Origin of the sequence: Pseudomonas sp. B21_DOA, from assembly GCA_030544685.1 — a bacterium.
In the GTDB taxonomy this organism is placed as follows: Bacteria; Pseudomonadota; Gammaproteobacteria; order Pseudomonadales; family Pseudomonadaceae; genus Aquipseudomonas; species Aquipseudomonas fluorescens_AO.
Window position 1 is genome coordinate 2,005,606 of sequence record CP086683.1, and the last position, 23,284, is coordinate 2,028,889.

Annotated in this window: 17 protein-coding genes and 5 pseudogenes; 14 read left to right on the plus strand and 8 right to left on the minus strand. The window is 61.2% G+C overall.

Annotation, left to right across the window (positions count from 1 at the left end):
• A complete protein-coding gene (locus LJU32_09115) occupies positions 1-780 on the minus strand; it encodes an IclR family transcriptional regulator (protein ID WKV90322.1) in 780 nt (259 codons plus the stop codon).
• Positions 781-942: 162 nt separating this feature from the next.
• Between LJU32_09115 and hmgA the strand changes: the two are divergent.
• From hmgA to LJU32_09135, 4 genes and pseudogenes are all read left to right on the plus strand, one after another.
• Positions 943-2,246: pseudogene (gene hmgA / locus LJU32_09120) on the plus strand (homogentisate 1,2-dioxygenase).
• Positions 2,247-2,249: 3 nt separating this feature from the next.
• Positions 2,250-3,547: pseudogene (fahA, locus tag LJU32_09125) on the plus strand (fumarylacetoacetase).
• Between the two features lie 12 nt (positions 3,548-3,559).
• Positions 3,560-4,198: a maleylacetoacetate isomerase gene (maiA, locus tag LJU32_09130; GenBank protein ID WKV90323.1), complete on the plus strand. Its 639-nt coding sequence runs from the start codon at positions 3,560-3,562 to the stop codon at positions 4,196-4,198.
• 123 nt (positions 4,199-4,321) lie between these two features.
• A complete protein-coding gene (locus tag LJU32_09135; GenBank protein ID WKV90324.1) occupies positions 4,322-5,692 on the plus strand; it encodes an aromatic acid/H+ symport family MFS transporter in 1,371 nt (456 codons plus the stop codon).
• Positions 5,693-5,782: 90 nt separating this feature from the next.
• Here the strand turns inward: LJU32_09135 and LJU32_09140 are convergent, their stop codons facing one another.
• On the minus strand, positions 5,783-6,586 hold the full coding sequence (locus tag LJU32_09140; protein ID WKV90325.1) for a tetratricopeptide repeat protein: 804 nt from the start codon (positions 6,584-6,586) through the stop codon (positions 5,783-5,785).
• A 184-nt stretch (positions 6,587-6,770) separates the two neighbouring features.
• On the opposite strand from LJU32_09140, the gene LJU32_09145 reads away from it, so the two are divergent.
• Positions 6,771-7,790, plus strand: coding sequence for a Glu/Leu/Phe/Val dehydrogenase (locus tag LJU32_09145; GenBank protein WKV90326.1), 1,020 nt, complete (start codon positions 6,771-6,773; stop codon positions 7,788-7,790).
• Positions 7,791-7,960: 170 nt separating this feature from the next.
• Here LJU32_09145 and LJU32_09150 read toward each other — a convergent pair.
• Positions 7,961-8,200: pseudogene (locus LJU32_09150) on the minus strand (YebG family protein).
• Between the two features lie 335 nt (positions 8,201-8,535).
• Between LJU32_09150 and LJU32_09155 the strand changes: the two are divergent.
• Complete coding sequence (locus LJU32_09155) at positions 8,536-9,036, plus strand: phosphate-starvation-inducible PsiE family protein (protein WKV90327.1); 501 nt, start codon at positions 8,536-8,538, stop codon at positions 9,034-9,036.
• On the opposite strand, the gene LJU32_09160 is transcribed toward LJU32_09155, so the two are convergent.
• Both LJU32_09160 and LJU32_09165 read right to left on the minus strand, forming a co-directional pair.
• On the minus strand, positions 9,033-9,350 hold the full coding sequence (locus tag LJU32_09160; GenBank protein ID WKV90328.1) for a DUF3509 domain-containing protein: 318 nt from the start codon (positions 9,348-9,350) through the stop codon (positions 9,033-9,035). The genes LJU32_09155 and LJU32_09160 overlap by 4 nt on opposite strands.
• A 263-nt stretch (positions 9,351-9,613) precedes the next feature.
• A pseudogene (locus LJU32_09165) lies at positions 9,614-10,989 on the minus strand (L-serine ammonia-lyase).
• A gap of 135 nt (positions 10,990-11,124) precedes the next feature.
• On the opposite strand from LJU32_09165, the gene LJU32_09170 reads away from it, so the two are divergent.
• A complete protein-coding gene (locus LJU32_09170; GenBank protein WKV90329.1) occupies positions 11,125-12,072 on the plus strand; it encodes a LysR family transcriptional regulator in 948 nt (315 codons plus the stop codon).
• Positions 12,073-12,271: 199 nt separating this feature from the next.
• Positions 12,272-12,679, plus strand: coding sequence for an HPF/RaiA family ribosome-associated protein (locus tag LJU32_09175; GenBank protein ID WKV90330.1), 408 nt, complete (start codon positions 12,272-12,274; stop codon positions 12,677-12,679).
• An 86-nt stretch (positions 12,680-12,765) separates the two neighbouring features.
• Here the strand turns inward: LJU32_09175 and LJU32_09180 are convergent, their stop codons facing one another.
• The 3 genes from LJU32_09180 to LJU32_09190 all read right to left on the minus strand — a co-directional run bounded on the left by LJU32_09180 (position 12,766) and on the right by LJU32_09190 (position 16,603).
• Positions 12,766-15,099, minus strand: coding sequence for a TonB-dependent receptor family protein (locus LJU32_09180; GenBank protein ID WKV90331.1), 2,334 nt, complete (start codon positions 15,097-15,099; stop codon positions 12,766-12,768).
• 86 nt (positions 15,100-15,185) lie between these two features.
• Entirely contained in the window at positions 15,186-16,118 is a 933-nt protein-coding gene (locus tag LJU32_09185; protein WKV90332.1) for a DUF4880 domain-containing protein, read from the minus strand.
• Positions 16,115-16,603 (minus strand): sigma-70 family RNA polymerase sigma factor, encoded by a 489-nt coding sequence (locus LJU32_09190; GenBank protein ID WKV90333.1) that lies wholly within the window; start codon positions 16,601-16,603, stop codon positions 16,115-16,117. Before LJU32_09190 ends, LJU32_09185 begins: the two co-directional genes overlap by 4 nt.
• A 188-nt stretch (positions 16,604-16,791) precedes the next feature.
• On the opposite strand from LJU32_09190, the gene LJU32_09195 reads away from it, so the two are divergent.
• The 6 genes and pseudogenes from LJU32_09195 (at position 16,792) to LJU32_09220 (ending at position 23,197) form a co-directional block, all read left to right on the plus strand.
• On the plus strand, positions 16,792-17,097 hold the full coding sequence (locus LJU32_09195) for a DUF3649 domain-containing protein (protein ID WKV90334.1): 306 nt from the start codon (positions 16,792-16,794) through the stop codon (positions 17,095-17,097).
• Positions 17,094-18,676, plus strand: a pseudogene (locus LJU32_09200) (PepSY domain-containing protein). The gene LJU32_09195 and the pseudogene LJU32_09200 overlap by 4 nt, the downstream one beginning before the upstream one ends.
• Positions 18,676-19,002, plus strand: a complete 327-nt coding sequence (locus LJU32_09205) for a DUF3325 domain-containing protein (GenBank protein ID WKV90335.1) — start codon at positions 18,676-18,678, stop codon at positions 19,000-19,002. The pseudogene LJU32_09200 and the gene LJU32_09205 overlap by 1 nt, the downstream one beginning before the upstream one ends.
• Before the next feature lie 4 nt (positions 19,003-19,006).
• Complete coding sequence (locus LJU32_09210; protein WKV91071.1) at positions 19,007-19,570, plus strand: RNA polymerase sigma factor; 564 nt, start codon at positions 19,007-19,009, stop codon at positions 19,568-19,570.
• Complete coding sequence (locus LJU32_09215; protein WKV90336.1) at positions 19,567-20,556, plus strand: FecR family protein; 990 nt, start codon at positions 19,567-19,569, stop codon at positions 20,554-20,556. The genes LJU32_09210 and LJU32_09215 overlap by 4 nt, the downstream gene beginning before the upstream one ends.
• Positions 20,557-20,767: 211 nt before the next feature.
• Positions 20,768-23,197 carry a TonB-dependent receptor gene (locus tag LJU32_09220; GenBank protein ID WKV90337.1) on the plus strand — a complete coding sequence of 810 codons (2,430 nt, stop codon included), beginning with the start codon at positions 20,768-20,770 and terminating at the stop codon, positions 23,195-23,197.
• Positions 23,198-23,284: the final 87 nt, after the last annotated feature.

Consider the following 23,284-nt stretch of genomic DNA (forward strand, 5'->3'; position numbering starts at 1 on the left):
CTATCCTTCATAACCCATCCGCCAACTCACGGCCCGCGTCGCAGCCAACAACCGCTGCGCCGCCGGGCCGTTTTCGTCGGCGTGGAACAGCGAGGTCGGGCCGACGATGGTCAGTACCGCGGCGATCTGCCCGACCGCGTTGAACACTGGCGCAGAAAGCGCATCCACACCCGGCATCAACAAACCGTGCACATGATGCAGACCGCGTTCGCGGATCTGTTCGCACAGCGCTGCATAGGCTGTTTCGTCCTTGAGCGGATGCTCGGCGACTGCGATTTCCTGCTCGCGCAATTCATCGGTTTCCCGGTGCGGCAGGTAAGCGCTGAACACCAGCCCGGTAGACGAGCTGAGCAGCGGCAGCACCGAACCCAATTGCGTCACCACCGTCACTGCGCGCACCGCCGGTTCGATATGCACCACAGTTGCGCCCTGATTGCCCCACACCGCGAGAAAGCAGGTTTCGTTGAGTTCGTCGCGCAACTCGGACAGCGGCAGGGCAGCGACCTTCAGCACGTCCATGCTGTTGAGTGCGGCCAGGCCCACCCGCAGCGCTTCGCGACCGAGGCCGTAATGGTTGGTGGCGGCGTTCTGTTCGGCAAATCCCGAAGCAATCAACGCTTGCAGATAGCGATGCACCTTGCTCGCCGGCATCTGCACGTGTTCGGCCAGACGCGACAGCGAAGTCGACGGTGACAACTCGGCCAAAGCCTTGAGGATGTCGGTGCCGACCTCGGCGGAGCGGACTTTCTGTTTGCCGTTGCTGTCGCTGGTTTTTTCCATGGGGCTGGCGGTTCCGGTTCGAATGGGCGTCTTTATAGCTTGACGCTGGATAGCGAGCAAATTACGTTATGCGTAATCAGATTACGATAATAACAACCCCGGCGTGCCGAGACCTCTGAGCCAGAGCGATGGGCCATTGCCGACTCCTGTTCAGGAGGCTCCATGAACCTCGATTCAACCGCTCAGGCTTTGGCGTATCAGTCCGGGTTCGGCAACGAATTCAGCTCTGAAGCGTTGCCCGGCGCGCTGCCCGTTGGCCAGAATTCCCCGCAAAAGCCCCGTACGGCCTCTACACCGAATTGTTCTCCGGCACCGCGTTCACCATGCCGCGCAGCGAAGCGCGACGCACCTGGATGTACCGGATTCAGCCATCGGCCAATCACCCGGCGTTCGTCAAACTGGAGCGTCAACTGGCGGGCGGGCCATTGGGTGAAGTAACGCCCAATCGCCTGCGCTGGAATCCACTGGAGCTGCCGACCGAACCGACGGATTTCATCGATGGCCTGGTCAGCATGGCCGCCAACGCCGGGGCTGAGAAACCGTCCGGCATCAGCATCTACAACTACACCGCCAACCGTTCGATGGAGCGTATGTTCTTCAACGCCGACGGTGAAATGCTGCTGGTGCCGCAACTCGGCCGACTGCGCATCGCCACCGAACTGGGCGTGCTTGAAGTGGCACCGCTGGAAATCGTCGTGCTGCCGCGCGGTCTGAAATTCCGCGTTGAACTGCTTGATCCGCAGGCGCGCGGTTACCTCGCCGAGAACCATGGCGCGCCGCTGCGCTTGCCGGATCTGGGACCGATCGGAAGCAACGGTCTGGCCAATCCCCGGGATTTCCTCACCCCGGTCGCCGCCTACGAAAACCTCCAGCAACCGACCACCCTGGTGCAGAAATTCCTTGGCCAGTTGTGGGCCACCGAACTCAATCACTCACCGCTGAATGTGGTCGCCTGGCACGGCAACAACGTGCCGTACAAATACGACCTGCGCCGTTTCAACACCATCGGCACGGTGAGTTTCGATCATCCCGATCCGTCGATCTTCACCGTGCTGACCTCGCCGACCAGCGTGCACGGTCTGGCCAACCTCGATTTCGTGATCTTCCCGCCACGCTGGATGGTCGCCGAAAACACCTTCCGGCCACCTTGGTTCCACCGCAACCTGATGAACGAATTCATGGGCCTGATCCAGGGCGAATACGACGCCAAGGCCGAAGGCTTCGTGCCCGGTGGCGCTTCGCTGCACAGCTGCATGAGCGCCCACGGTCCGGACGGCGAGACCTGCACCAAAGCGATCAATGCCGAACTGAAACCCACGAAAATCGACAACACCATGGCCTTCATGTTCGAGACCAGCCAGGTGCTGCGCCCAAGCCGTTTCGCCCTCGACTGCCCACAATTGCAATCCAGTTACGACGGCTGCTGGGCGACACTGCCCGCCACGTTCGACCCGACCCGGAGATAACTCATGACACACAATTCCATTACCCGCAGCTGGGTCGCTTCGGCCAACGGTCACAGTGATTTCCCTTGCAGAACCTGCCGCTGGGCGTGTTCAGCGTGAACGGTTCGACGCCTCGCGCAGGCGTGGCGATCGGCGAGCACATCTTCGATTTGCAAGTCGCGCTTGAGGCCGGTCTGTTCGACGGCGTTGCACGCAGTGCCGTGGAAGCCATGCACGGCGGGCAATTGAACGCGTTCTTCGCACTCGGCCGTGAAGCGCGGGTGGCCCTGCGCGAACGCCTGTTCGAACTGTTCAGTGAAGGCAGCACCCTGCGGGGCAACATCGAAGCGCAAGGTGCGACAGTGCTGCCACTGGCTGCCGATTGCCAGATGCACTTGCCGGCGCGTATCAGCGATTACACCGACTTCTACGTCGGCATTGAGCACGCGCAGAACGTCGGCAAATTGTTCCGCCCGGATAACCCGCTGCTGCCGAACTACAAGCACGTGCCGATCGGTTACCACGGCCGCGCATCCACGGTGCGAGCCTCCGGCACCGACGTGCGCCGGCCGAAAGGCCAGACGCTGCCGGCCGGGCAGACCGAACCGGTATTCGGACCCTGCGCACGTCTGGATTACGAACTTGAACTGGGCATCTGGATCGGCCCGGGCAACGAGATGGGTGAGCCGATTGCCATCGCTGACGCCGCCGAGCACATCGCCGGTTTCTGCCTCGACTGGTCGGCGCGGGATATCCAGGCTTGGGAATACCAGCCGCTCGGGCCGTTTCTGTCGAAAAGCTTCATCACCAGCGTCTCGCCGTGGGTGGTGACGGCCGAAGCGCTCGAGCCATTCCGCACGGCGCAACCTGCGCGCCCCGAAGGTGATCCGCAGCCGCTGCCGTATCTGCTCGACAAGCGTGATCAGGACGGCGGCGCCTTCGATATCGAGTTGGAAGTGCTGCTGCGCACCGAAGCCATGCGCGAGCAGAATCTACCCGCCCATCGCCTGACCCTCAGCAACACCCGTTATATGTACTGGACTGTGGCGCAAATGGTCGCGCATCACAGCGTCAACGGCTGTCAGTTGCAGGCGGGTGACCTGTTCGGTTCGGGCACTTTGTCCGGCCCGGAAAACGGCCAGTTTGGGAGCTTGCTGGAGATCACTGAGGGCGGTAAGAAACCGATCGAACTGGCGTCCGGCGAAGTGCGCAAGTTCCTCGAGGACGGTGACGAAATCATCTTGCGCGCCCGCTGCGCCCGCGAAGGATTTGCTTCGATCGGCTTCGGCGAATGTCGCGGCACCGTGATCGCTGCACGCTGACGGGAGCGTCTCATGGATCTCTTTACCTATTACCGTTCCACCTCGTCGTACCGGGTGCGCATTGCGCTGGCATTGAAAGGGCTCGATTACCAGGCGCTGCCGGTCAACCTGATCGCACCGTCGGGTGGTGAACATCGGCAAGCGGCGTATCTGGCGCTCAATCCGCAGGGTCGGGTGCCGACATTGCGCACCGATGACGGCGCGCTGCTGATTCAGTCGCCGGCGATCATCGAGTATCTGGAGGAACGTTATCCACAGGTGCCGTTGCTGCCGGATGATCTTGTCGCGCGTGCGCAGGTGCGAGCTGTCGCGGCGGTGATCGGCTGCGATGTGCATCCGCTGCACAACGTCAGCGTGCTCAATCGCCTGCGCCAGTCGGGGCAGGATGAGGCGCAGGTGGTGGAGTGGATCAGCCACTGGATCAGCCAAGGTCTGGCGACGGTGGAGCAGTTGATCGGCGACAGCGGTTTCTGTTTTGGCGAATGGCCGTGTGTGGCGGATGTGTATCTGATTGCGCAGTTGTATGCCGCAGAGCGGTTCAACGTCAGCGTGGAGGCTTATCCAAAGATTTGCCGCGTGGCTGCATTGGCGGCTGAACATCCGGCGTTCATCAAGGCGCATCCTGCCAACCAGCCAGACACCCCTAAATGAGCGTTCCCACGCTCTGCGTGGGAATGCATCTCGTGACGCTCTGCGTCACATTGGACGCAGAGCGTCCGGGCGGCATTCCCACGCGGAGCGTGGGAACGATCAAACAAAAACAGGTACCTTGCGATGCATAACCAGATTGCCAGCTTCCGCGCGGCGCTCGACGCCCGGCCTGTGTCCCGCTATCAATGGGTGCTTCTGATCCTGCTGGCGTTGTTGCTGGTCACCGATGGCTATGACGCCCAGGTGCTCGGTTATGTGGTGCCCGCGCTGGCTCAGGACTGGGGTCTGGAAAAGTCTGCGTTCGGCCCGGTGTTCAGCGCCAACCTGCTCGGCCTCACCCTCGGGTCTCTCGCGGTTACGCCACTGGCTGACCGTTTCGGTGTGCGGCGAATTCTGCTCGCCTGCGTGCTGATCTACGCCACGCTGACGGTGCTGATGGTGTTCGCCGATTCGCTCAACACGCTGATGATCGCGCGATTCATCTGCGGCATCGGCATGGGCGGCGCAATGCCCAGCGCGATGGCCTTGATGTCGGAATATTCGCCACCGCGTCTGCGCACCTTGATGGTGACGCTGGCTGCCTGTGGGTTCTCGTTCGGTGGGGCGGCGGGCGGTTTTGTCGCGGCCGGTTTTATCGATCAGTTCGGTTGGCAGGCAGTGTTCCTCGCGGGCGGCGTGACGCCGTTGCTGCTGTTCCCGTTTCTCTGGTGGATGCTCCCGGAATCGCTGCCACGTTTGCTGCGTGATGCACCGCCGTATGCTCGGCTGCGCAAGGTCACCGCGCGGATGTTGCCGGACTGGCAGCCACCAGTGGCAAGCGTCGAGCAGAACGCGCGCGAGCAGGGCAGCAAACTGACGGTGGTCGAGTTGTTTCGCAACGGCTATGCGCGGCCGACCCTACTGATCTGGGCGACGTTTTTTGTCAGCCTGATTCTGTTGTATTTCATGATCAGCTGGCTGCCCACGCTGCTGCTGGAAAGCGGATTGAAACTCAACGAAGCCAACCTGGTGACGTCGATGTTCCTGTTCGCCGGGACCCTGGGCGCGATTTGCATGGCCTGGTTCGCCGACCGGTTGCAACGCAAGGTGCGCCTGTTGTCCGGCGTACTGGCAGGGGCGGCGCTGTGCACGATTCTGCTCGGGCTCAACCACGACGATCCGCGTTTTCTGGTGGCCTGTGTGTTTGCCGCCGGGTTCTGCATCATTGGCGGGCAACTGACGCTGAATGCCTTTGCCAGCAATTTCTACCCGGCTCATGTGCGCGCCACCGGTACCGGTTGGGCATTGGGCGTAGGCCGATTCGGTTCGATCCTCGGGCCGCTGTTCGGCAGTCTGCTGCTGGCGATGCACATTCCGGTGGAGCAGATTTTCTTCTTCTGCGCGATCCCGGCGGTGATTGCCGCGCTGCTGATCATTCAGGTGCGCTCGCCGACTGATGCCTCCCGAGCCACCGTGGGAGCGAGCCTGCTCGCGAAGAACGATAACGTGGTTTGACCGGAGACCGAGGTGCCTGCTTCGCGAGCAGGCTCGCTCCCACACAGGTTTGTGTGGGCTCAAGGATGGGGACAAGCCTGCGGAAGGTGGTCAATGCACGACGGAGTTGGGCGGCAGATGACCGAGGCGTTCGGTCAGGCGCAGGCGCTGGATCGGATCTTCGCTGAGCAACAGCGCGTGCTCCAGATCGAAGCGTTCAGCGTTCGGACAATCCAGCCGTTGATACAAACTGGCGCGAGCCATGTAATCGGCAGCCTTCGCGCCACCCAGTTCGAGCACTCGTTCCGCGTCGATCAGCGCGGCGATGTGATCGTCGTGGGTCAGATGCAATTGGCGCAGGTTGCGCGACAGGCGCTGGAGCATCTGCACTGGCGTCGCGGTGAGCAGATGCTCGGCGCTGAGCTGCATGTTCGGTCCGTATTGACGTTGCAACAGCTCGCGACAGTCGTTGGGATACAAGCGTCGACCTCCGCAAGGGTCGAGCAAGTGGTCGGCGCCGGGTACCCGCAACAGGAAATGCCCGGGGAAGTTGACCCCGACCAAAGGAATCTCGAGGCCATGCGCCAGTTCCAGTGCGATCAACGCCAATGCCAACGGCTGACCCCGCTGGGTGTGTAACACACGATGCAGCAGCGCTGCCTGTGGACGCAGCGGCAGGAAATCATCCTGGGCGAAGCCGAGATCGACCATGCGCCGCAACAGCGGTTGCGCCAGTTCGCTGACCGGCAGCATCGGCAGGCCGTAGCTGACGCGTAATTGCAGATCCTTGAAGGTACGCAACCATGTCTCGGGCTCGAGAGTTTTGTCGTGCTCGGCACTTATCCACAGCGCAGCTTCCAGCAGGGCTGGCGGTGAACGATGCAGGCATTCGAAAAAGCGTTGGCGCGCACTCATCTGAATCTCCCTCCAATGCCTCGTTTTAGCCCCGTCCGGGTTGTTCGTCCAGTACCGGGCGCGTTGAGCGCAAGTTATCGCGGCGTAACATTGTCCGCTCGGCGGCTCATGCCGGTGTGCGCCAGCAATTTTCAGGGGCAAGCCTATACTGGCGTTCTACAAGAAGTGATTCGGGAGCCTGTCGATGTTCGCTCTCATGCAAAGCACTCGCCTGGAATCGCTGCACCTTAGCGTCGACCCGGTCACCGGGTTGAAGGCGGTCATTGCCATTCATGACAGCCACCTGGGGCCAGCCCTGGGCGGCTGCCGTTACCTTGCCTATCCCAACGACGAAGCTGCGGTCGAGGATGCCATTCGCCTGGCGCAAAACATGAGCTACAAAGCGGCGCTCGCCGGCCTCGCGCAGGGCGGCGGGGTGGCGGTGATCGTGCGCCCGGTGCATGTCGAGAATCGCGCCGCGTTGTTCGAGGCTTTCGGTCGTTGCATCGAGCAACTCGACGGCCGCTACATCACCGCCATCGACAGCGGTACTTCAGTGGCCGACATGGACTGCATCGCCCAGCAGACCCGGCATGTCACCAGCACCACCTCGGCAGGCGACCCGGCACCGCACGCGGCCATGGGCGTGTTCACCGGCATTCGCGCCACGGCGATGGCGCGCTTGGGCAGCGACAACCTCGAAGGTTTGCGCATTGCCATTCAGGGGCTTGGCAATGTCGGTTACGCGCTCGCGGAGCAGCTGCACGCGGCAGGCGCCGAATTACTGGTCAGTGACATTGATCACGGCAAGGTGCAACTGGCAATGGAACAGCTCAACGCGCACCCGATCGCTAACGATGCATTGCTCAGCACGCCGTGCGACATTCTCGCGCCTTGCGGTTTGGGCGGGGTGCTTAATAGTCACAGCGTTTCACAGCTACGTTGTTCAGCAGTGGCCGGTTCGGCGAACAATCAACTTTCCCACCTGGATGTGGCGGATCAGCTGGAACGGCGCGGCATTCTTTATGCGCCGGATTATGTGATCAATGCCGGTGGGCTGATCTACGTTTCGCTGAAACATCGCGGTGAGGAATTGCCGACCATCACGGCGCATCTGTCGAAAATCAGTTCGCGGTTGACCGAAGTTTTTGCCCACGCGCAGGCGGAAAAGCGTTCGCCGGCGCGGGTGGCGGATGAGTTGGCGGAGAAGGTTTTGTATCGCTGAAAGCAAAAGATCGCAGCCTTCGGCAGCTCCTCCACTCGGAATGCAGGAGCTGCCGAAGGCTGCGATCTTTTTAATTACTTCGGCGCTTTCGCTGCTTTGGCTGGCTTCGTCGGCGTCTCATCAGGTTCTGTCGCTTCAGCTTTTTCGACAGGCTCGGCCGGCGCATTGATCAGCTCCGACAGCGCATCGGGCTGGCTCTTGAATGCTCGGGCGAACACATCACGATTCTTCGCCATGTAGATTCCGGCTTCTTCCACTTGCTGTTCAGTCAAGGACGGAACGGCTTTTTGCAGCACATCGGCCAGATATTCGGCCAGTTCGAGCATTTTGTCATGACGATCAGCTTCGGCTTTATCCATGAACAAGCGCTCCAGATCTCGGCTGCTGCGGTATACCACTTCGACGGCCATTCACCACCTCACATGCCTTCACATTAAGTTGTCTTGACGACTACTGTATCCATATACAGCGAAAAGGATAAGCGAATCCCTGCGCCATGGGTAGTGGCTTTTCAATGTAGACCGGATTTGGTGTTTGTCAGGGAACCGTGTCGCTGCTCTTCGCGAGCAGGCTCGCTCCCACAAAAATCCAGCGGTGCGACCAAACGCCACGGCGCGGGATTTGCGCCGGATCGCCATGATGCGTGGCCCTGAACCTGCATGAAAACCGTGGCTATAAGGCGCACGCGCAAAACCGTCACGTGCGATACGCATCATCCGCCCGATACGGGCTAAGGAAACTCATCGTGAAAATCAACTGGGCCGAGAAACTGCGGCGCAACGTGCACCAACTGGCCGAGTCCCTGGGCAACCTGTTCGTCGAAACCTTTCATTACCTGGCGCTGTTCGCCATCGGTGCGGTGACGGCGTGGGCGGCGGTGATGGAGTTTCTCGGCATGCTCGAAGTCGGGCACATCAAGATTGATGACATCCTGTTGCTGTTCATCTATCTGGAACTGGGCGCGATGGTCGGGATTTATTTCAAGACCAACCACATGCCGGTGCGCTTCCTGATCTACGTGGCGATCACTGCACTGACGCGCTTGCTGATTTCCAACGTCTCGCACCACAACCCGCCGGACATGGGCATCATCTACCTGTGCGGCGGCATTCTGTTACTGGCATTCGCGATTCTGGTAGTGCGTTACGCCTCGTCGCAGTTCCCCTCAGTGAAGATCGAGAACCCGCAGCGCAAGATCGGCACGGGTTCCAGCGAGCATCCTGAAGTGGAAAAGGGCGAGCTCTAAAGGCCCGCCGCCTGGCCGGGCTGGCCCTTGACGCGTGGCGGTGGCGGGGTCAGTCCGGCGCCGCTGGTCATGGCTTCGAGAATCGACATGGCGCTGTGGCCCTGTTCGATGGCGATGCCGAACTGGATGCTTTGCACCAGCCGTTTCAAACGCTCGGGATCATTGCGCTGTTCGGCACTGATCATGCGCTTGGCCACGATGCGGCCGGCGTTGGAAAGCGTCAGCATGATGCTGCCGTCCAGGCCCTGAATGCTCAGATTGATCTGATAGTCCGGCGCGAAGGCATCGGTAATGATTTGAAATGGGTTGTCCATGATGCGTCACCGCCTGATTGAACGTGCAGTTGTTGACCGGCCATGATCCGATTTGGTTCGCAACACCAGACCACTGGCATCTCGTTCGCTGAGGTTTGCAATGTCCGTTTGCCTCAAGGGTGACGTAGCAAGGGGCATGCCGGAAAAATTGTCGAACAATAAACACGGCGAAAAGAACGGCGAGCCTCGGGGCTCGCCGTTTTTTGTGGCGCGTTTTCAGGGCAGGAATGAGCCGATGATCGCTGACAGTGCAATCAGGCCGATCAGCATTCGACCCAGTTCACCGCCAGCCCGCCACGTGAGGTTTCCTTGTATTTGTCGTGCATGTCGGCGCCGGTGTCGCGCATGGTGCGGATCACCCGGTCGAGGGAAATAAAGTGATTGCCGTCGCCGCGCAGGGCCATTTGCGTGGCGTTGATCGCTTTCACCGCCGCGATGGCATTGCGCTCGATGCACGGCACTTGCACCAGGCCACCGACCGGATCGCAGGTCAGGCCGAGGTTGTGTTCCAGGCCGATTTCGGCAGCGTTTTCCAGTTGCTCCGGTGTCGCGCCGAGGACGTCGGCCAGGCCGGCGGCAGCCATCGCACAAGCTGAGCCGACTTCGCCCTGACAGCCGACCTCGGCGCCGGAGATCGATGCATTTTTCTTGCACAGAATGCCGACGGCAGCTGCACCGAGAAAGAACGCGACGACGTCATCATCAGACGCATCCGGATTGAATTTCATGTAGTAGTGCAGAACGGCCGGAATGATCCCGGCGGCGCCATTGGTCGGCGCGGTGACCATGCGCCCGCCAGCGGCATTTTCTTCGTTGACGGCGAGGGCGAACAGGTTGACCCATTCCATCGCCGACAGGGTCGAACTGATCACGTTCGGTTTGCCGATTTCCAACAGGCTGCGGTGCAGTTTCGCCGCGCGACGCGGTACTTTCAGACCGCCGGGCAGGATGCCTTCGTGGCGCAAACCTTGTTCGACGCACTCGCGCATTACCGACCAGATGTGCAGCAGGCCCTGACGAATCTCGGCGTCGCTGCGCCAGGCGCGCTCGTTGGCCATCATCAGTTCGGAAACGCGCAGATTGTGCTGTTTGCACAAAGCGAGCAGCTCGGCGGCGCTGGAAAAATCGTAGGGCAACACCACGGCCCTGGCGGGCGCCACACCGGATTCGGCTTCAGCCGCTTCGACGATGAATCCGCCCCCACCGAGTAATAGGTTTGCGCGAACAGCTCGGCGCTTTCGCCAAGGGCCGTCAGCGACATAGCATTGGGATGATAGGGCAGGCTCTCATCGAGCAGCAGCAGATCATTCTGCCAATCGAAAGCAATCGAACGCTGACCAGCGAGGGACAGTTGCCCGGTTTCGCGCAGTTGCTGGATGCGTGGCTCGATGGTCGAAGGATCGATGCTGTCCGGCCACTCGCCCATCAGGCCCATGACCGTTGCGCGGTCAGTCGCGTGGCCGACGCCGGTGGCCGACAGCGAACCGTACAGGCGGATCTGCACACGTCGCACATCATTGAGCAGATGCTGATCGATCAGAGCTTGGGCAAAGGTCGCGGCTGCACGCATCGGACCGACGGTATGGGAACTGGACGGGCCGATGCCCACTTTGAATAGATCGAAAACACTGATAGCCATGCTAAACCCTTACAAGCAATGGAGTAGGAATCGCTGCCATTTTTTGTCGGACAAGCGCAATGTCGGCGATACTGCCTGCCTCGCTTCGAGGTGACCAACGAAACCTCCTAAGACAGCCTTTAGCAGGACTAAACAATGAGTCGTCAATTGCATGCCCAGACCTATGTCTGGCTGCAGGTGTTTGCCTGTGCCGCGCGGCACCTGTCGTTCACCCGTTGTGCCGAAGAGCTGCACATCACCCCGGGCGCGGTCAGCCAGCAGATTCGCCAATTGGAAGAGCGCTTGGGCTTTCGCCTGTTTCATCGGCGCGCGCGGGGCGTTGAGTTGAGTGCGCAGGGGCAGCGGCTGGCGATGACCGTCAACGAAGCCTATGGCAGCATCGATGCGGAGTTGCGCCGGCTGGACGCCGGGATGATCAGCGGGACGCTGCGGTTGCGTTCGATACCGTCGTTTCTCGGCAAGTGGCTGACCCCACGCCTGCCGCGCTTGCAGCAACGTTTTCCGGATATCCAGTTGCGCCTGGTGGCCGAGGACAGCAGCGTGCCGTTGCACGAGGGCGATTTTGATCTGGCCATCGACCTCAACGATGGCAGCTACCCGGGATTGTTATCCACAGCCTTGCTCGACGAGCAGATTTTCCCGGTGTGCGCGCCGAGCCTGCTGCGCGGCCGCCCGCCGCTGCACGGGCCGGCGGATCTGGTGCATTTCCCGTTGCTGCACGACATCACCGCCTGGCGTGGCAGTTACGAATACGCGGAATGGGAGTTCTATTTGAATGCGATCGGCTTCGAAGGTGCCGATGTACGACGCGGCCACACGTTCAATCGCAATCACCTGACCATCGAAGCGGCGATTGCCGGCATGGGCGTGGCGATTGCCCGGCGCACGTTGCTCAATGATGAGCTGGAGCGCGGTACCTTGATCGTGCCGTTCGGCCTGTCGGTGCCCAATCACAAGCGTTACGTGCTGCTGTATGCGCCGGGGGCGTTGAGCCATCCGGGCGTGCGCGCTGTGCATGACTGGCTGGTGGAGGAGGCGGGGATTTTCCGCAGTCTGCACCCGCTGAATGACGGGCAATTGTGAGCAGATTTTGCCAATGGGCGAGGCGACCCAACTCCCGACATTAACAGCGCCTCGCTCGGTTGTCCGGCTTTTTTGCGAATGAATATTTTTCTTTTTTCAGGGGTTGAAATGTTCGCCGCTCGGGCCGATTGTTGTAACCAGGAGGTCAGGAAATTCACTTCAAGGCCTCCAGCGAGCTAGCTGAAATAAGGGATGAACTATGCAAATCCAAGTCAACAGCGATAACCATATTCAAAGCAGTAAGCGACTGGAGGAGTGGGTACGTACAACTATTGAGAGCACGCTCGACCGTTATGAAGAAGACCTGACCCGTGTCGAAGTCCACCTCAGCGACGAGAACGGCGAGAAACCAGGTCCCCATGACTTGCGCTGCCAACTGGAAGCGCGGCCAAAAGGCCACCAACCGATTTCCGTGACCCACAAAGCCGATTCGCTGGAACAGGCGATCGACGGTGCTGCCGAAAAACTCGAGCACGCACTGGATCATCTGTTCGGCAAACTGCGAGGTAAACCACGCGCCGCTGTAGTGCCATTTAGCGGCAAAGCCAACGACAAGCTGTTGGCGGAAGAATTCGACGAGAACGAACAGGCAGCGATCAACAGTTGATGCGCTGATTTCACAAGTGACTAAGGAGAACGGGCCTGCTGATGCAGGCCCGTTTTTTCGCATGGGGAGAAGGCTTCAGAGTCTGTTCAGAACGCCACCGACGTCTGCACATAAACCGTCCGCGGCTCACCCACGTACTTGCCCTTGTTGTTGTCATCGAACGAGCGTGTGAAGTACTGCGTGTTGAAGATGTTCTTCACGCCCACCGCCACATTCAAATCCGACAGTTGCGGTCCGAAGTCATACCCGGCGCGGCTGCTGAACAGCATGTAGCCGGGGATCTTGCCGGTGCTGCCATCGGCGCTTTCTTTCGAAGTGTTGGCGTTGTCGGCGAACTGGTCGCTCTGGAAGCTGCTGTCCAGATTCAGCTTCCATGGCCCTTCGGTATAACCGACGCCAATCGTGCCTTTGTGCTTGGAGGAAAACGGCACGCGGTTGCCTTTGTTCGGCCCGTCCTCGCGGATGGTTGCGTCGACATAGGCATAACTGGCGTAGACATCGAAACCGGCCAGCGCCGGGCTCAAGTCGTCGAGCGCGTAATTGACGCTGGTCTCGATGCCCTGATGGCGGGTTTCGCCGCGAGCGATCACCGAGTCGTTGGTCTGGTTGCTTTCGTACTGGTTGTCGAAGTTGATCAGGAATGCGCCGATTTCCGCGCGCAGGGCACCGTTGTCATAGCGCGTGCCGAGTTCCCAGGTGCGGGCCTTTTCCGGTTTCACTTCGCCGCTGCTCACGCGATTGGGCATCTGGCTGTATTGCACGCTGCCGAACGAGCCTTCGGTGTTGGCATACAGGTTCCAGCTGTCGGTGAGGTGATAAAGCACGTTCAGCGCCGGCAGCGCGGTGTTGTAGTCGCCCTTGTATTTGACGTTGGTCAGGTTGTTGGTCTGTTGCGACTCGATCATCTCGTAGCGCACGCCCGGAGTGATGGTCCATTTGCCGATGTCGATGCGGTCATCGACGAAGAATGCGTTGGCCTCGGTACCACCGCGAGTGTCGCGGTCGTTGCGGCTGCTGGTGGTCGGGTATTCGTTGGCGCTGATCGGCGTGCGATAGCGCAGTTCGTGGCCGGCCTCGTTGATGTAGCGGTAACCGACGCCGACTTCGTGGCTGCTCGGACCGACATCGAAGCCTTGGGCGAAACGGGTTTCCAGACCACGCACCCAGTACTCGCGCGGCGATAGCGACAGGAATGTGCCCTGATCCAGATAACCGCTGCGCAGGGTTTTGGTGAAGAAGGTGTTGGCGGTGAACTCGCGGCGGTCTTCCTGATAGCGATAGCCGACGTTGAACATCGTCCGGCGCCCCCAGAACTGGTCTTTCGGCCGCGTCGACTGATACGGATCGGCATCGTAATCGGCGACGTTGAGACCGCCGGGCATGTCGGCCTTGCCTTCGTAATACTGGGCCATGGCGTTGAAGCTGTTGGCGTCGTCGAGCTGGTATTTGCCCTTGAGGATCAGGTCGTCGATCTCGGTATCGCTGTGTTCACGCCAGTCACCGCCACGGGTGCCGGAGTACAACAGCGCACCACCGAGGCCGTTGGCGTTGGTGCCGCCGGCCAGCAGATTGGCGCTGGTCTTGAAACCGTCGTGGCTCGACGATGGGCTGGTTTCAGTCTGGAAACCACCTTTGACTGTTGGCTCGTCGGGAATCGCCCGGGTCACAAAGTTGACCACGCCGCCGACGTTCTGCGGGCCGTAACGCACCGCGCCGCCGCCACGCACCACGTCCACGGCATCCATGTTGCCCATGCTGATCGGCGCGAACGACAACTGCGGCTGACCATAGGGCGCGAAAGGCACCGGGATGCCGTCCATCAATACGGTCGAGCGTGCGGCCAGGCGCGGATTCAAACCACGAATGCCGAAATTCAGTGCCATGTCATGGCTACCGGTGCCGTTGTTCTCCGGCGCATTCACACCGGGGATGCGGTTAAGTACGTCGCGGGCCTGGGTCGCGCCCTGCCGTTCGAACTCTTCGCGGCGGATCACATCACGCGCGCCGGGGTGTTCGAAGACATTGATCTGCGCCGCGTCGCCGAGCCAGTCGCCGACCACGGTCGAGGTGCCCAGCTCCAGCGCCGCGTCAGCCAGCGGTTGCAGGCTGAAGGCGTTGTCACCCTCGGCTCGGGCTTGCAGGCCGGTGCCTTCGAGCAAGGCATCGAGGCCTTGTTGCGCGGTGTAGTTGCCTTCCAGACCACGGCTCTGCACACCGCTGGTGACTTGCGAGCCAAAGGAAATCAGCACGCCGGCTTCACGGCCAAACTGGTTGAGCGCGGTTTCCAGTGGCGCCGGGGCGATGTGATAAACCTTGGCCTCGGCGCCCAACGCGGCGGGCAGGGCGGTGAAACTCAGGCTGGCGCCGAGCAGAAGATTGCGCAGGCTGCGGGCCAGTGGCGTAAGGCGGGTGGGCTGCATGTGGATGATCCTGAGAAGGTGGAATCAAGGGGCTTTCCTTCTCTGTCACGCCAGATCTGAAAAACGGCTCATGGTTGTGGCGTTTTTTACACCCGCGCTTCGACGCTCACCCAATAACGGGTAAAGCGCTTCACTCTGACCGGCAGACTGATCTGCAACAGGTCAAGAATCCGCTCACTGTCATCCAGCGGATACGTCCCGGAAATCAACAGATCGGCGACCTGACTGTCGCACCGTAGTTGTCCGCGCCGGTAGCGGCCAAGCTCTTCGAGGAAATCGCCGAGGCGCATATGGGCGGCGACCAGCATGCCGTCAGTCCAGGCGCCGCTGTTGGCGTCCAGCGGCCTGGATTCGCTGACGGCGCTGGCGGTAAAACTCAACTGCCGCGCGACCGGCAGTAGCACGGGCGCGCGCTGGCTGGCGGTGAGTTCGACTCGTCCTTCGAACAGCGCGATCTGCGTGCGCTCGGCAAATTGCCGCACATTGAGGCGCGCACCTTGGGTTCTCAGCACGCCGTGTGCCGTGCGTATTTCGAACGGATTTGCAGCGCTCAACAGCATTTCGCCCTCGAGCAGACGAATCAACCGATGCGCACCATCCACATCAACCGAGCTGGCGGTATTGAGCTGCAACGAATCGGCGCCACTCAGGGCAATCTTGCGCCGCTGTCCGACCGGCGTGCGGTAATCGGCGAGCAGCGACGGCAGCGGCGTGTGCTCGCGCAGGCCCCAGGTCGCCGCTGAGCCGGCACCGAGAATCAGCAACAGTTTCAGCGCCTGACGGCGACTGCTCGACTTCGGCCCGTTCAGCGCGGCGTGGGCCAACGGCGAGGAAACACCACGCAGACGCTGATTGACCCGCTGCATGTGTTCCCACGCCCGGCGGTGTTCGCTGTGTGCGTCCAGCCACTGTTGCCAGGCTTGTTGCTGGCGCGGGGTGAGCGTGCCCTGCTGCATTTCCAGCTGCCAGTGCACCGCCTGTTCGGCGACCTGCGCGGAAAATTCCGGCACACGATTCATAACGCGAAATAGCAGCGCATGGCCGCTTTGTTCAAATGGCGTTTGACCGTGGCCACGGAAATACCCAGTTCGGCGGCGATCTGTGGATAAGTCAGACCATCGACCTGAGCGAGCAGGAAAGCGCGTTTGATCTGGCGCGGCAAGCCGTCGAGCATTTCATCGAGTTCGACCAGTGTCTGCAGGATGATCGCTTTGTGCTCTTCCGACGGCGCGATCATTTCCGGCATCTGCGCCAGGGTTTCGAGGTAGGCGCGTTCCAGATCCTGGCGCCGGTAATGATTGAACAGCACGCGCTTGGCCAGCGTGGTGAGAAAGGCGCGCGGTTCGATGATCACCGGTGGCTCGCGGGCGGTCAGCACCTTGATGAACGTGTCCTGGGCCAGATCCGCCGCGCTGTCCGGACAGCCGAGCTTGCGCCGCAGCCAGCCGGTGAGCCAACTGTGATGGGCGTTGTAGAGCGATTCGACGGGATGGGCGGGCGGCAACGAAATCACTCCGGACGCAAAACCTGCGTAGAGAACGTACGTTAGAGAACAAGAACGGTTCGCATTGTAGGGGTTGGCGACCGTGTCCGGCAATCAGATGCTTTTGCGTATGAGAATATTTATCATTAATATTGCTCGCCTGTAGATTCGGCTTGTCGGCCGAATGTTTTTCGTTTCAGGGTCGAAACATGAAAGGCAAACTCGTAACCCTTCCCATGTCCTATCGTCTGGCCGTCACTTCGCGAGTGCTGGCGGCGATTTTCGGCGGCTATCTGGTGGCGGCACTGGCCAGTGTCACCCTGACGTTGTGGTTGCCGCTGAACCGCGCCGAAGCGGTGGTCACAGGCATGACTGTGTCCTTTCTGGTCTATCTGGTTGCCGTGCTCTGGTGCTTTGCCTGCCGCAGCGCGTGGTCGGCGTGGGTCGGCTTGTTGGTGCCGAGCGTGATCCTCGCCACCATTTCCGGTGCCGCGCGCGGTCTGGGGCTGGCATGAAAGAAGGTTTCCGCCAGGCAATGGCGTGGCTGCACACCTGGGCCGGGCTAGTGTTCGGCTGGTTGTTGTTCGCGATTTTCCTGACGGGAACACTCGCCTACTTCAAAGACGAAATCAGCCACTGGATGCAGCCGGAAATTGCGGCGCATCCACTCGATGCCGAAGCGAGCCTGACGCTCGCGCAAAACTATCTGCAGCAACACGCCGCCGGTGCCTCGCGCTGGCTGATCGATTTGCCCGATGCCCGCGATCCCGGTCTGACCGTGCGCTGGCAACAGGCGCCGAGCAAACCCGGCGAGCGCGGCCGCTTCGAATCCCGAACTCTCGATGCTCAGACTGGAGCCGAAGTCCAAGGCCGCGAAAGCATGGGCGGCGAGTTCTTCTACCGCTTTCACTTCCAGTTGCAGATGCCTTATCCGTGGGGCCGCTGGCTGGCGACCATCGCTGCGATGGTGATGTTCGTCGCGTTGATCAGCGGCATCATCACACACAAGAAAATCTTCAAGGACTTCTTCACTTTTCGCCCGCGCAAGGGCCAGCGTTCCTGGCTCGACGGGCATAACGCGGTGGGCGTGCTGGTGCTGCCGTTTCACTTGATGATCACCTACAGCAGCCTGGTGATTTTCATGTCGATGGTCATGCCCGCCAGCATCGTCGCCTCTTACGGCAGCGACGTGCGCAAGTTCTACGACGAAGTCTTTCCCGCCTCGAAGACGCCCGAGCGCGCCGCTATTGCCGCGCCGTTGAGCGCCATGGCGCCGTTGCTGGCGAAGGCCAGCGAGCAATGGTCGGGCGGCCACACGGCGCGGCTGTCGGTGAGCAATCCGGGCGATGCCAGCGCCACGGTGGTGCTGTCCCGCGCGGGCGATCGGGTGGTGCATGATTTCGGCCGGGCGGTGACCTTCAACGGCGTCACCGGGCAGCTTCTGAGCAGCACCCCGATCAGCCCATGGCGATGGCGGTGGGTGGCGCGTTTTACGGTTTGCACATGGGCCATTTCGCCGGGCCGCTGTTGCGCTGGCTGTATTTCCTTTGCGGACTGGCCGGCACGGCAATGATCGGCACCGGGCTGGTGATCTGGCTCGGCAAGCGACAGCTCAAGCACGCTAAAAGTGCGGCGATGCCGTTCGAATTGCGTCTGGTCGAAGTGCTGAATATCGCCAGCATGGCCGGGCTGTTGTCGGCGGTGGCGGTGTTCTTTCTGGCCAATCGATTGTTGCCGGTGAGTCTGGCGGGGCGGGCCGACTGGGAAGTGAACGCGTTCTTCATAGTCTGGGGCCTGAGCGTGGTGCACGCGGTATTGCGTCCGGGACGCAAGGCGTGGATCGAACAGCTGACGGTCGGCGCAGCACTGTTTATCGCGGTGCCGCTGATCAATGCGCTGACCACACCGTGGAATCTTGGCGCCAGCCTGATGCAGCGCGACTGGGCACTGGCCGGATTTGATCTGACTTGTCTGGCAACGGGGCTTTTTCTTGGCTGGGCTGCGCGCAAGATGCAGCGTACGGGCAACCACGCCAGCGTTCGCCAAGTAGGTTCTTCGCCTCGCTCGATCACTGTCGAACAGGGTGCCAACTGATGCTGCTGGCCCTGTTGCTCACCTACGCCGGCTTCACAGCATTGTGCCTGTCGATGCCGCGTCATCACGCCGAATTGCTCGGCGCCAAACCGTCGACGCGCCGCCGTCAGGGTCTCGCGTTGGCGGGATGGTTGTTGCTGGCGCTTTCGCTGTGGGCGGCGGTGGCGGCCGGTGGCTGGAGTTTCGGTCTGGTCGACTGGTTTGCAGTGCTGATGCTCAGCGCTTTGGCACTGGTACTGTTGCTGCCTTATCGCCCGCGTCTGGCGTTGGCGCTGGCCGGGTTGAGCTTGTTGGCCAGCCCGGTTGCAGCCTGGGCGCTGTGCTGAAGTGCTGAACGGTCTGCCGCCGGAATCGCGCGACGATGAAGCGCGTGGCGCGCGTGCGCATTTTCTCCAGGTGTTTCTGTCCCAGCGTGCGCAAATGGAGGCGCTGGTGAACCGCCGCGTCGGTTGTCGGGCGACGGCGGCGGATCTGGTCCAGGATCTGTTTTTGCGCTTCTGGCGGCGGCCGCTGGTCCAGGTCGAAGAGCTCAGCACTTATCTGCTGCGCTGCGCCGGCAATATCGCCATCGACCATCTGCGCAGTGAAGGCACGCGCACGCGCGTCAATGAAGGCTGGCAGCCGGACGAACCCGACAGCCATGGCAGCGAACCCCAGGCCGCACTCGAAGCGGGCAATGATCTGCGTCACGTCGAAGCAGCGTTGCGCGCCTTGCCCGAGCGTACCCGGCAGATCTTTCTGCTCAATCGCATTCACGGGCGCAAGTACGCGGAAATCGCCAAGGCCATGGGCCTGTCCCAAAGTGCCGTGGAAAAACATATGATGCGCGCCCTCGAGGCCTGCAAGGCCAGCCTGCGCGATCCCGCGCCACGCCTGCCAGGGAAAGCACCGTGAAGCCATCAAACCCGATCACGCCGACACCGGCCCAGGAGCAGGCCGCGCTGGCCTGGCTGAGCCTGCTGCATGACCGCCCGAGCACTGGCGATCAACTGACCTTCAGCCAATGGCTGCGCGCCGACCCCGCCCATGCCGAAGCGTATGCGCAGGCGCAGGTGATCTGGGAACTCAGCGAAGCCCCGGCGCGCATGTTGGCCGAGGAAGATGCGCTCGCGCTGCAAGGTTATCTGCAGGCGATGGACGCCCCGCGTCGCTCGCCGACGTGGCGTTGGTCAGGCGCGCTGGCGCTGGCCGCGTGTCTACTGTTGATGGTCAGCCTCGGCACAGGGTGGCAGGCGCAGCGCTGGCTCGACGATCTGCGCGCCGATCATGTCTCGGCGCCCGGTGAAATTCGCACGGTGACTCTGGCCGATCAGTCGCAAGTGACACTGGATGCCGATAGTGCGATTGCTGTGGATTTCAGCCACGGTCAGCGCCGTGTGCAATTGATTCGTGGCGCTGCTTTCTTCAGCGTCACTCACACCGGCGATCCGTTTGTGGTGGCGGCGGAGCAGGGCGAGGCGCGGGTGCTGGGTACCCAGTTTGAAGTACGCCGACAACCTCATGGCGCGCAAGTGACGGTATTGTCCGGACGTGTCGCGGTGACGGCGGACGAGCATGGCCAACAACAGATTCTCACGGCCGGCCAGCAAGTTGCCTACGCCGACGGCACGGCGGAAAAAATGCATGCCGTGGACAGTGAAGCGCAACTGGCCTGGCGTCAGGGCTGGCTGACTTACTACAGGACCGCGCTGGCCGATGTCGTTGAGGATCTGCGTCGGTATTACCCGGGGCGGATTGTGCTGCTCAACGATGAACTGGCGGCGCGCAAGGTCAGCGGCAGCTTTCCGAGCAAGGACCCGCAGGCGGTGCTCAATTCGCTGCAAGGGGTATTGGGATTTGAGCAGCATCGGGTGTTGGGGCAACTGATTATTCTGCGCTGAGGCTGCCGGCCTCTTCGCGAGCAGGCTCGCTCCCACAGGGAACGCATTCCAAGGTGGGAGCGAGCCTGCTCGCGAAGGCGTCACTCCAGGCAACAAATCCTCCAAAAAATATTTTCAATTTAAAGGTGAGGTAACCCCGAGCCCCATCCGTGTAGTGACTGAAACTGCGAGCCATTCGCATCCGTTGCGGTTCTACACAGGTCATTGAGCAATGAAGTCCAGGGCAAAATCCGGTTCGGTCAAACAGTGGTTAAGCGTGTCGGCGTTGAGTTTTTCCTCATTGGCATTGCTGCCGATGAATATCGCGCTGGCGGCAGAAGCGGTGAGCAATCAGGCGCAACAGCAATTCAATTTTGCCCTCACCGCCAAACCGTTGCCGCAGGCCCTGAGCGACTTCAGCCGCGTGACCGGGCAGAGCGTGGTCTACACCGACGAAGCGCCGTACGGCCTCGATGCTCCGGCAGTCAACGGCCGGATGAGTGCCGAGCAGGCCTTGCAACGGTTGCTCGGCAACTCCGGCCTGCGCTTTCGCCGCACCGACAGTCATACCTTGGCGCTGGAACCGATGCCGACCGCAGGCGCGCTCAATCTCGGCGCCACCACCATCACGTCCACGCGCGACGAATCGCTGAGTTATCAGCCGCCGGAAACCAGTTCGGTGATGCGCTCATCGGCGTCGCTGCAAGAGATTCCGCAGACGGTCAATGTCATCCCGGCGCAGGTCATTCGCGATCAGGCGCCGCGCAATCTCGACGACACGCTGGCCAATGTCAGCGGTATCACGCAGGGCAACACCTTGGGCAGTACCCAGGACTCGGTGATGACTCGCGGTTTCGGTGACAATCGCAACGGCTCGATCATGCGCGACGGCATGCCGCTGGTGCAGGGCCGCGGCATGAACGCGACCGTGGATCGCGTCGAAGTGCTCAAGGGCCCGGCCTCGTTGCTTTACGGGATTCAGGACCCGGGCGGCGTGGTCAACCTGGTCAGCAAGAAGCCCGAACTGACCCAGTACAACGCCGTGACGGTTCGCGGTTCGACCTACGGTGACGGCAAGAACGGCAGCGGCGGCGCCTTCGACAGCACCGGCGCGCTGGGTGATTCCGGCTTCGCCTATCGCATGGTCGTCGATCATGAAGACGAAGATTACTGGCGCAACTTCGGCACCCATCGCGAGACGCTGATCGCACCGTCGCTGGCCTGGTACGGCGAGCGCACCAAGCTGCTGTTCGCCTACGAGCACCGCGAATTTCTCACCCCGTTCGACCGTGGCACCTTGATCGATCCGCGCACCAATCATCCGCTGGATATCTCGCGCAAGGAGCGTCTCGACGAGCCGTTCAACGACATGGAAGGGCGCTCGGATCTCTACCATTTCGAAGCCGACCATGAACTCAACGACGACTGGAAAGCCCACTTCGGCTACAGCTGGAATCGCGAGACCTACGACGCCAGCCAAGTGCGCGTGACTGCGATCGACACCAACAAAGGCACACTGACCCGCAGTATGGACGGTACCCAGAACGCGATCAGCACCGATCGTTTCACCACCGCCAGCCTCGAAGGCAAAGTGAATGTGCTGGGCATGCAGCACGATCTGGTGTTCGGTGTTGATGATGAATACCGCAAGATCTACCGCGAGGATCTGATCCGGCAGAAAAGCCTGAGCACCTTCAGCTATCTCAACCCGGTCTATGGTCGCGAAGTGATGGGCACTACGGTGAGTGCGCCCGACAGCGCGCAGACCGACAAACTGCGCAGCGACTCGCTGTTCCTGCAGGACTCGATTCACCTCAACGAGCAGTGGATTCTGGTCGCTGGCGGACGTTTTCAGGAGTACGACCAATACGCCGGCAAAGGCGTGCCGTTCAAGGCCAATACCGACAGCAACGGGCAGAAGTGGGTGCCGCGCGCAGGGCTGGTGTATCGCTACACCGACGCGCTGTCGTTCTACGGCAGCTACACCGAATCGTTCAAGCCCAACTCGACCATCGCCCCGCTGAGCGGCAGCAGTACCGTGCTCGACGGCAGCATTGCGCCGGAAGAAGCCAAGTCGTGGGAGCTGGGCGCGCGGCTGGATATGCCGGGCAGCATCACCGGCAATATCGCGTTGTTCGACATCAAGAAACGCAACGTGCTGGTGGCCAATTCCGAAGGCCCGACCACGATCTACAGCGCGGCAGGCGAGGTGCGTTCACGCGGTCTGGAACTGGATCTGAGCGGGCAACTCAGCGAGCACTGGAACCTGATCGGCAGCTATGCCTACACCGATGCCGAAGTCACCGAAGACCCGGAATACAAAGGCAAGCGCCTGCAAAACGTGGCGAAGAATTCCGGCTCGCTGTCGGCGGTGTATGACTTCGGCAATGTGTTTGGCGGCGATCAGTTGCGTGTCGGTGCCGGCGCTCGTTATGTCGGTGAACGCGCAGGCAACGCGGTGAACGATTTCGATCTGCCGAGCTATACCGTGGCGGATGCGTTTGCCACTTACGACACCACGGTTGAAGGGCAGAAGGTCAAGTTTCAGTTGAACGTGAAGAACCTGTTTGATCGCACCTATTACACCTCGTCGGCGAGCCGCTTCTTTGTGTCGATGGGGGATTCGCGGCAGGTTTCCTTGTCCAGCACTCTGGAGTTCTGATCCAAAACCGCATCAACGCTCTTCGCGAGCAGGCTCGCTCCCACAGGAGACTGCAATTCAAGGTGGGAGCGAGCCTGCTCGCGAAGG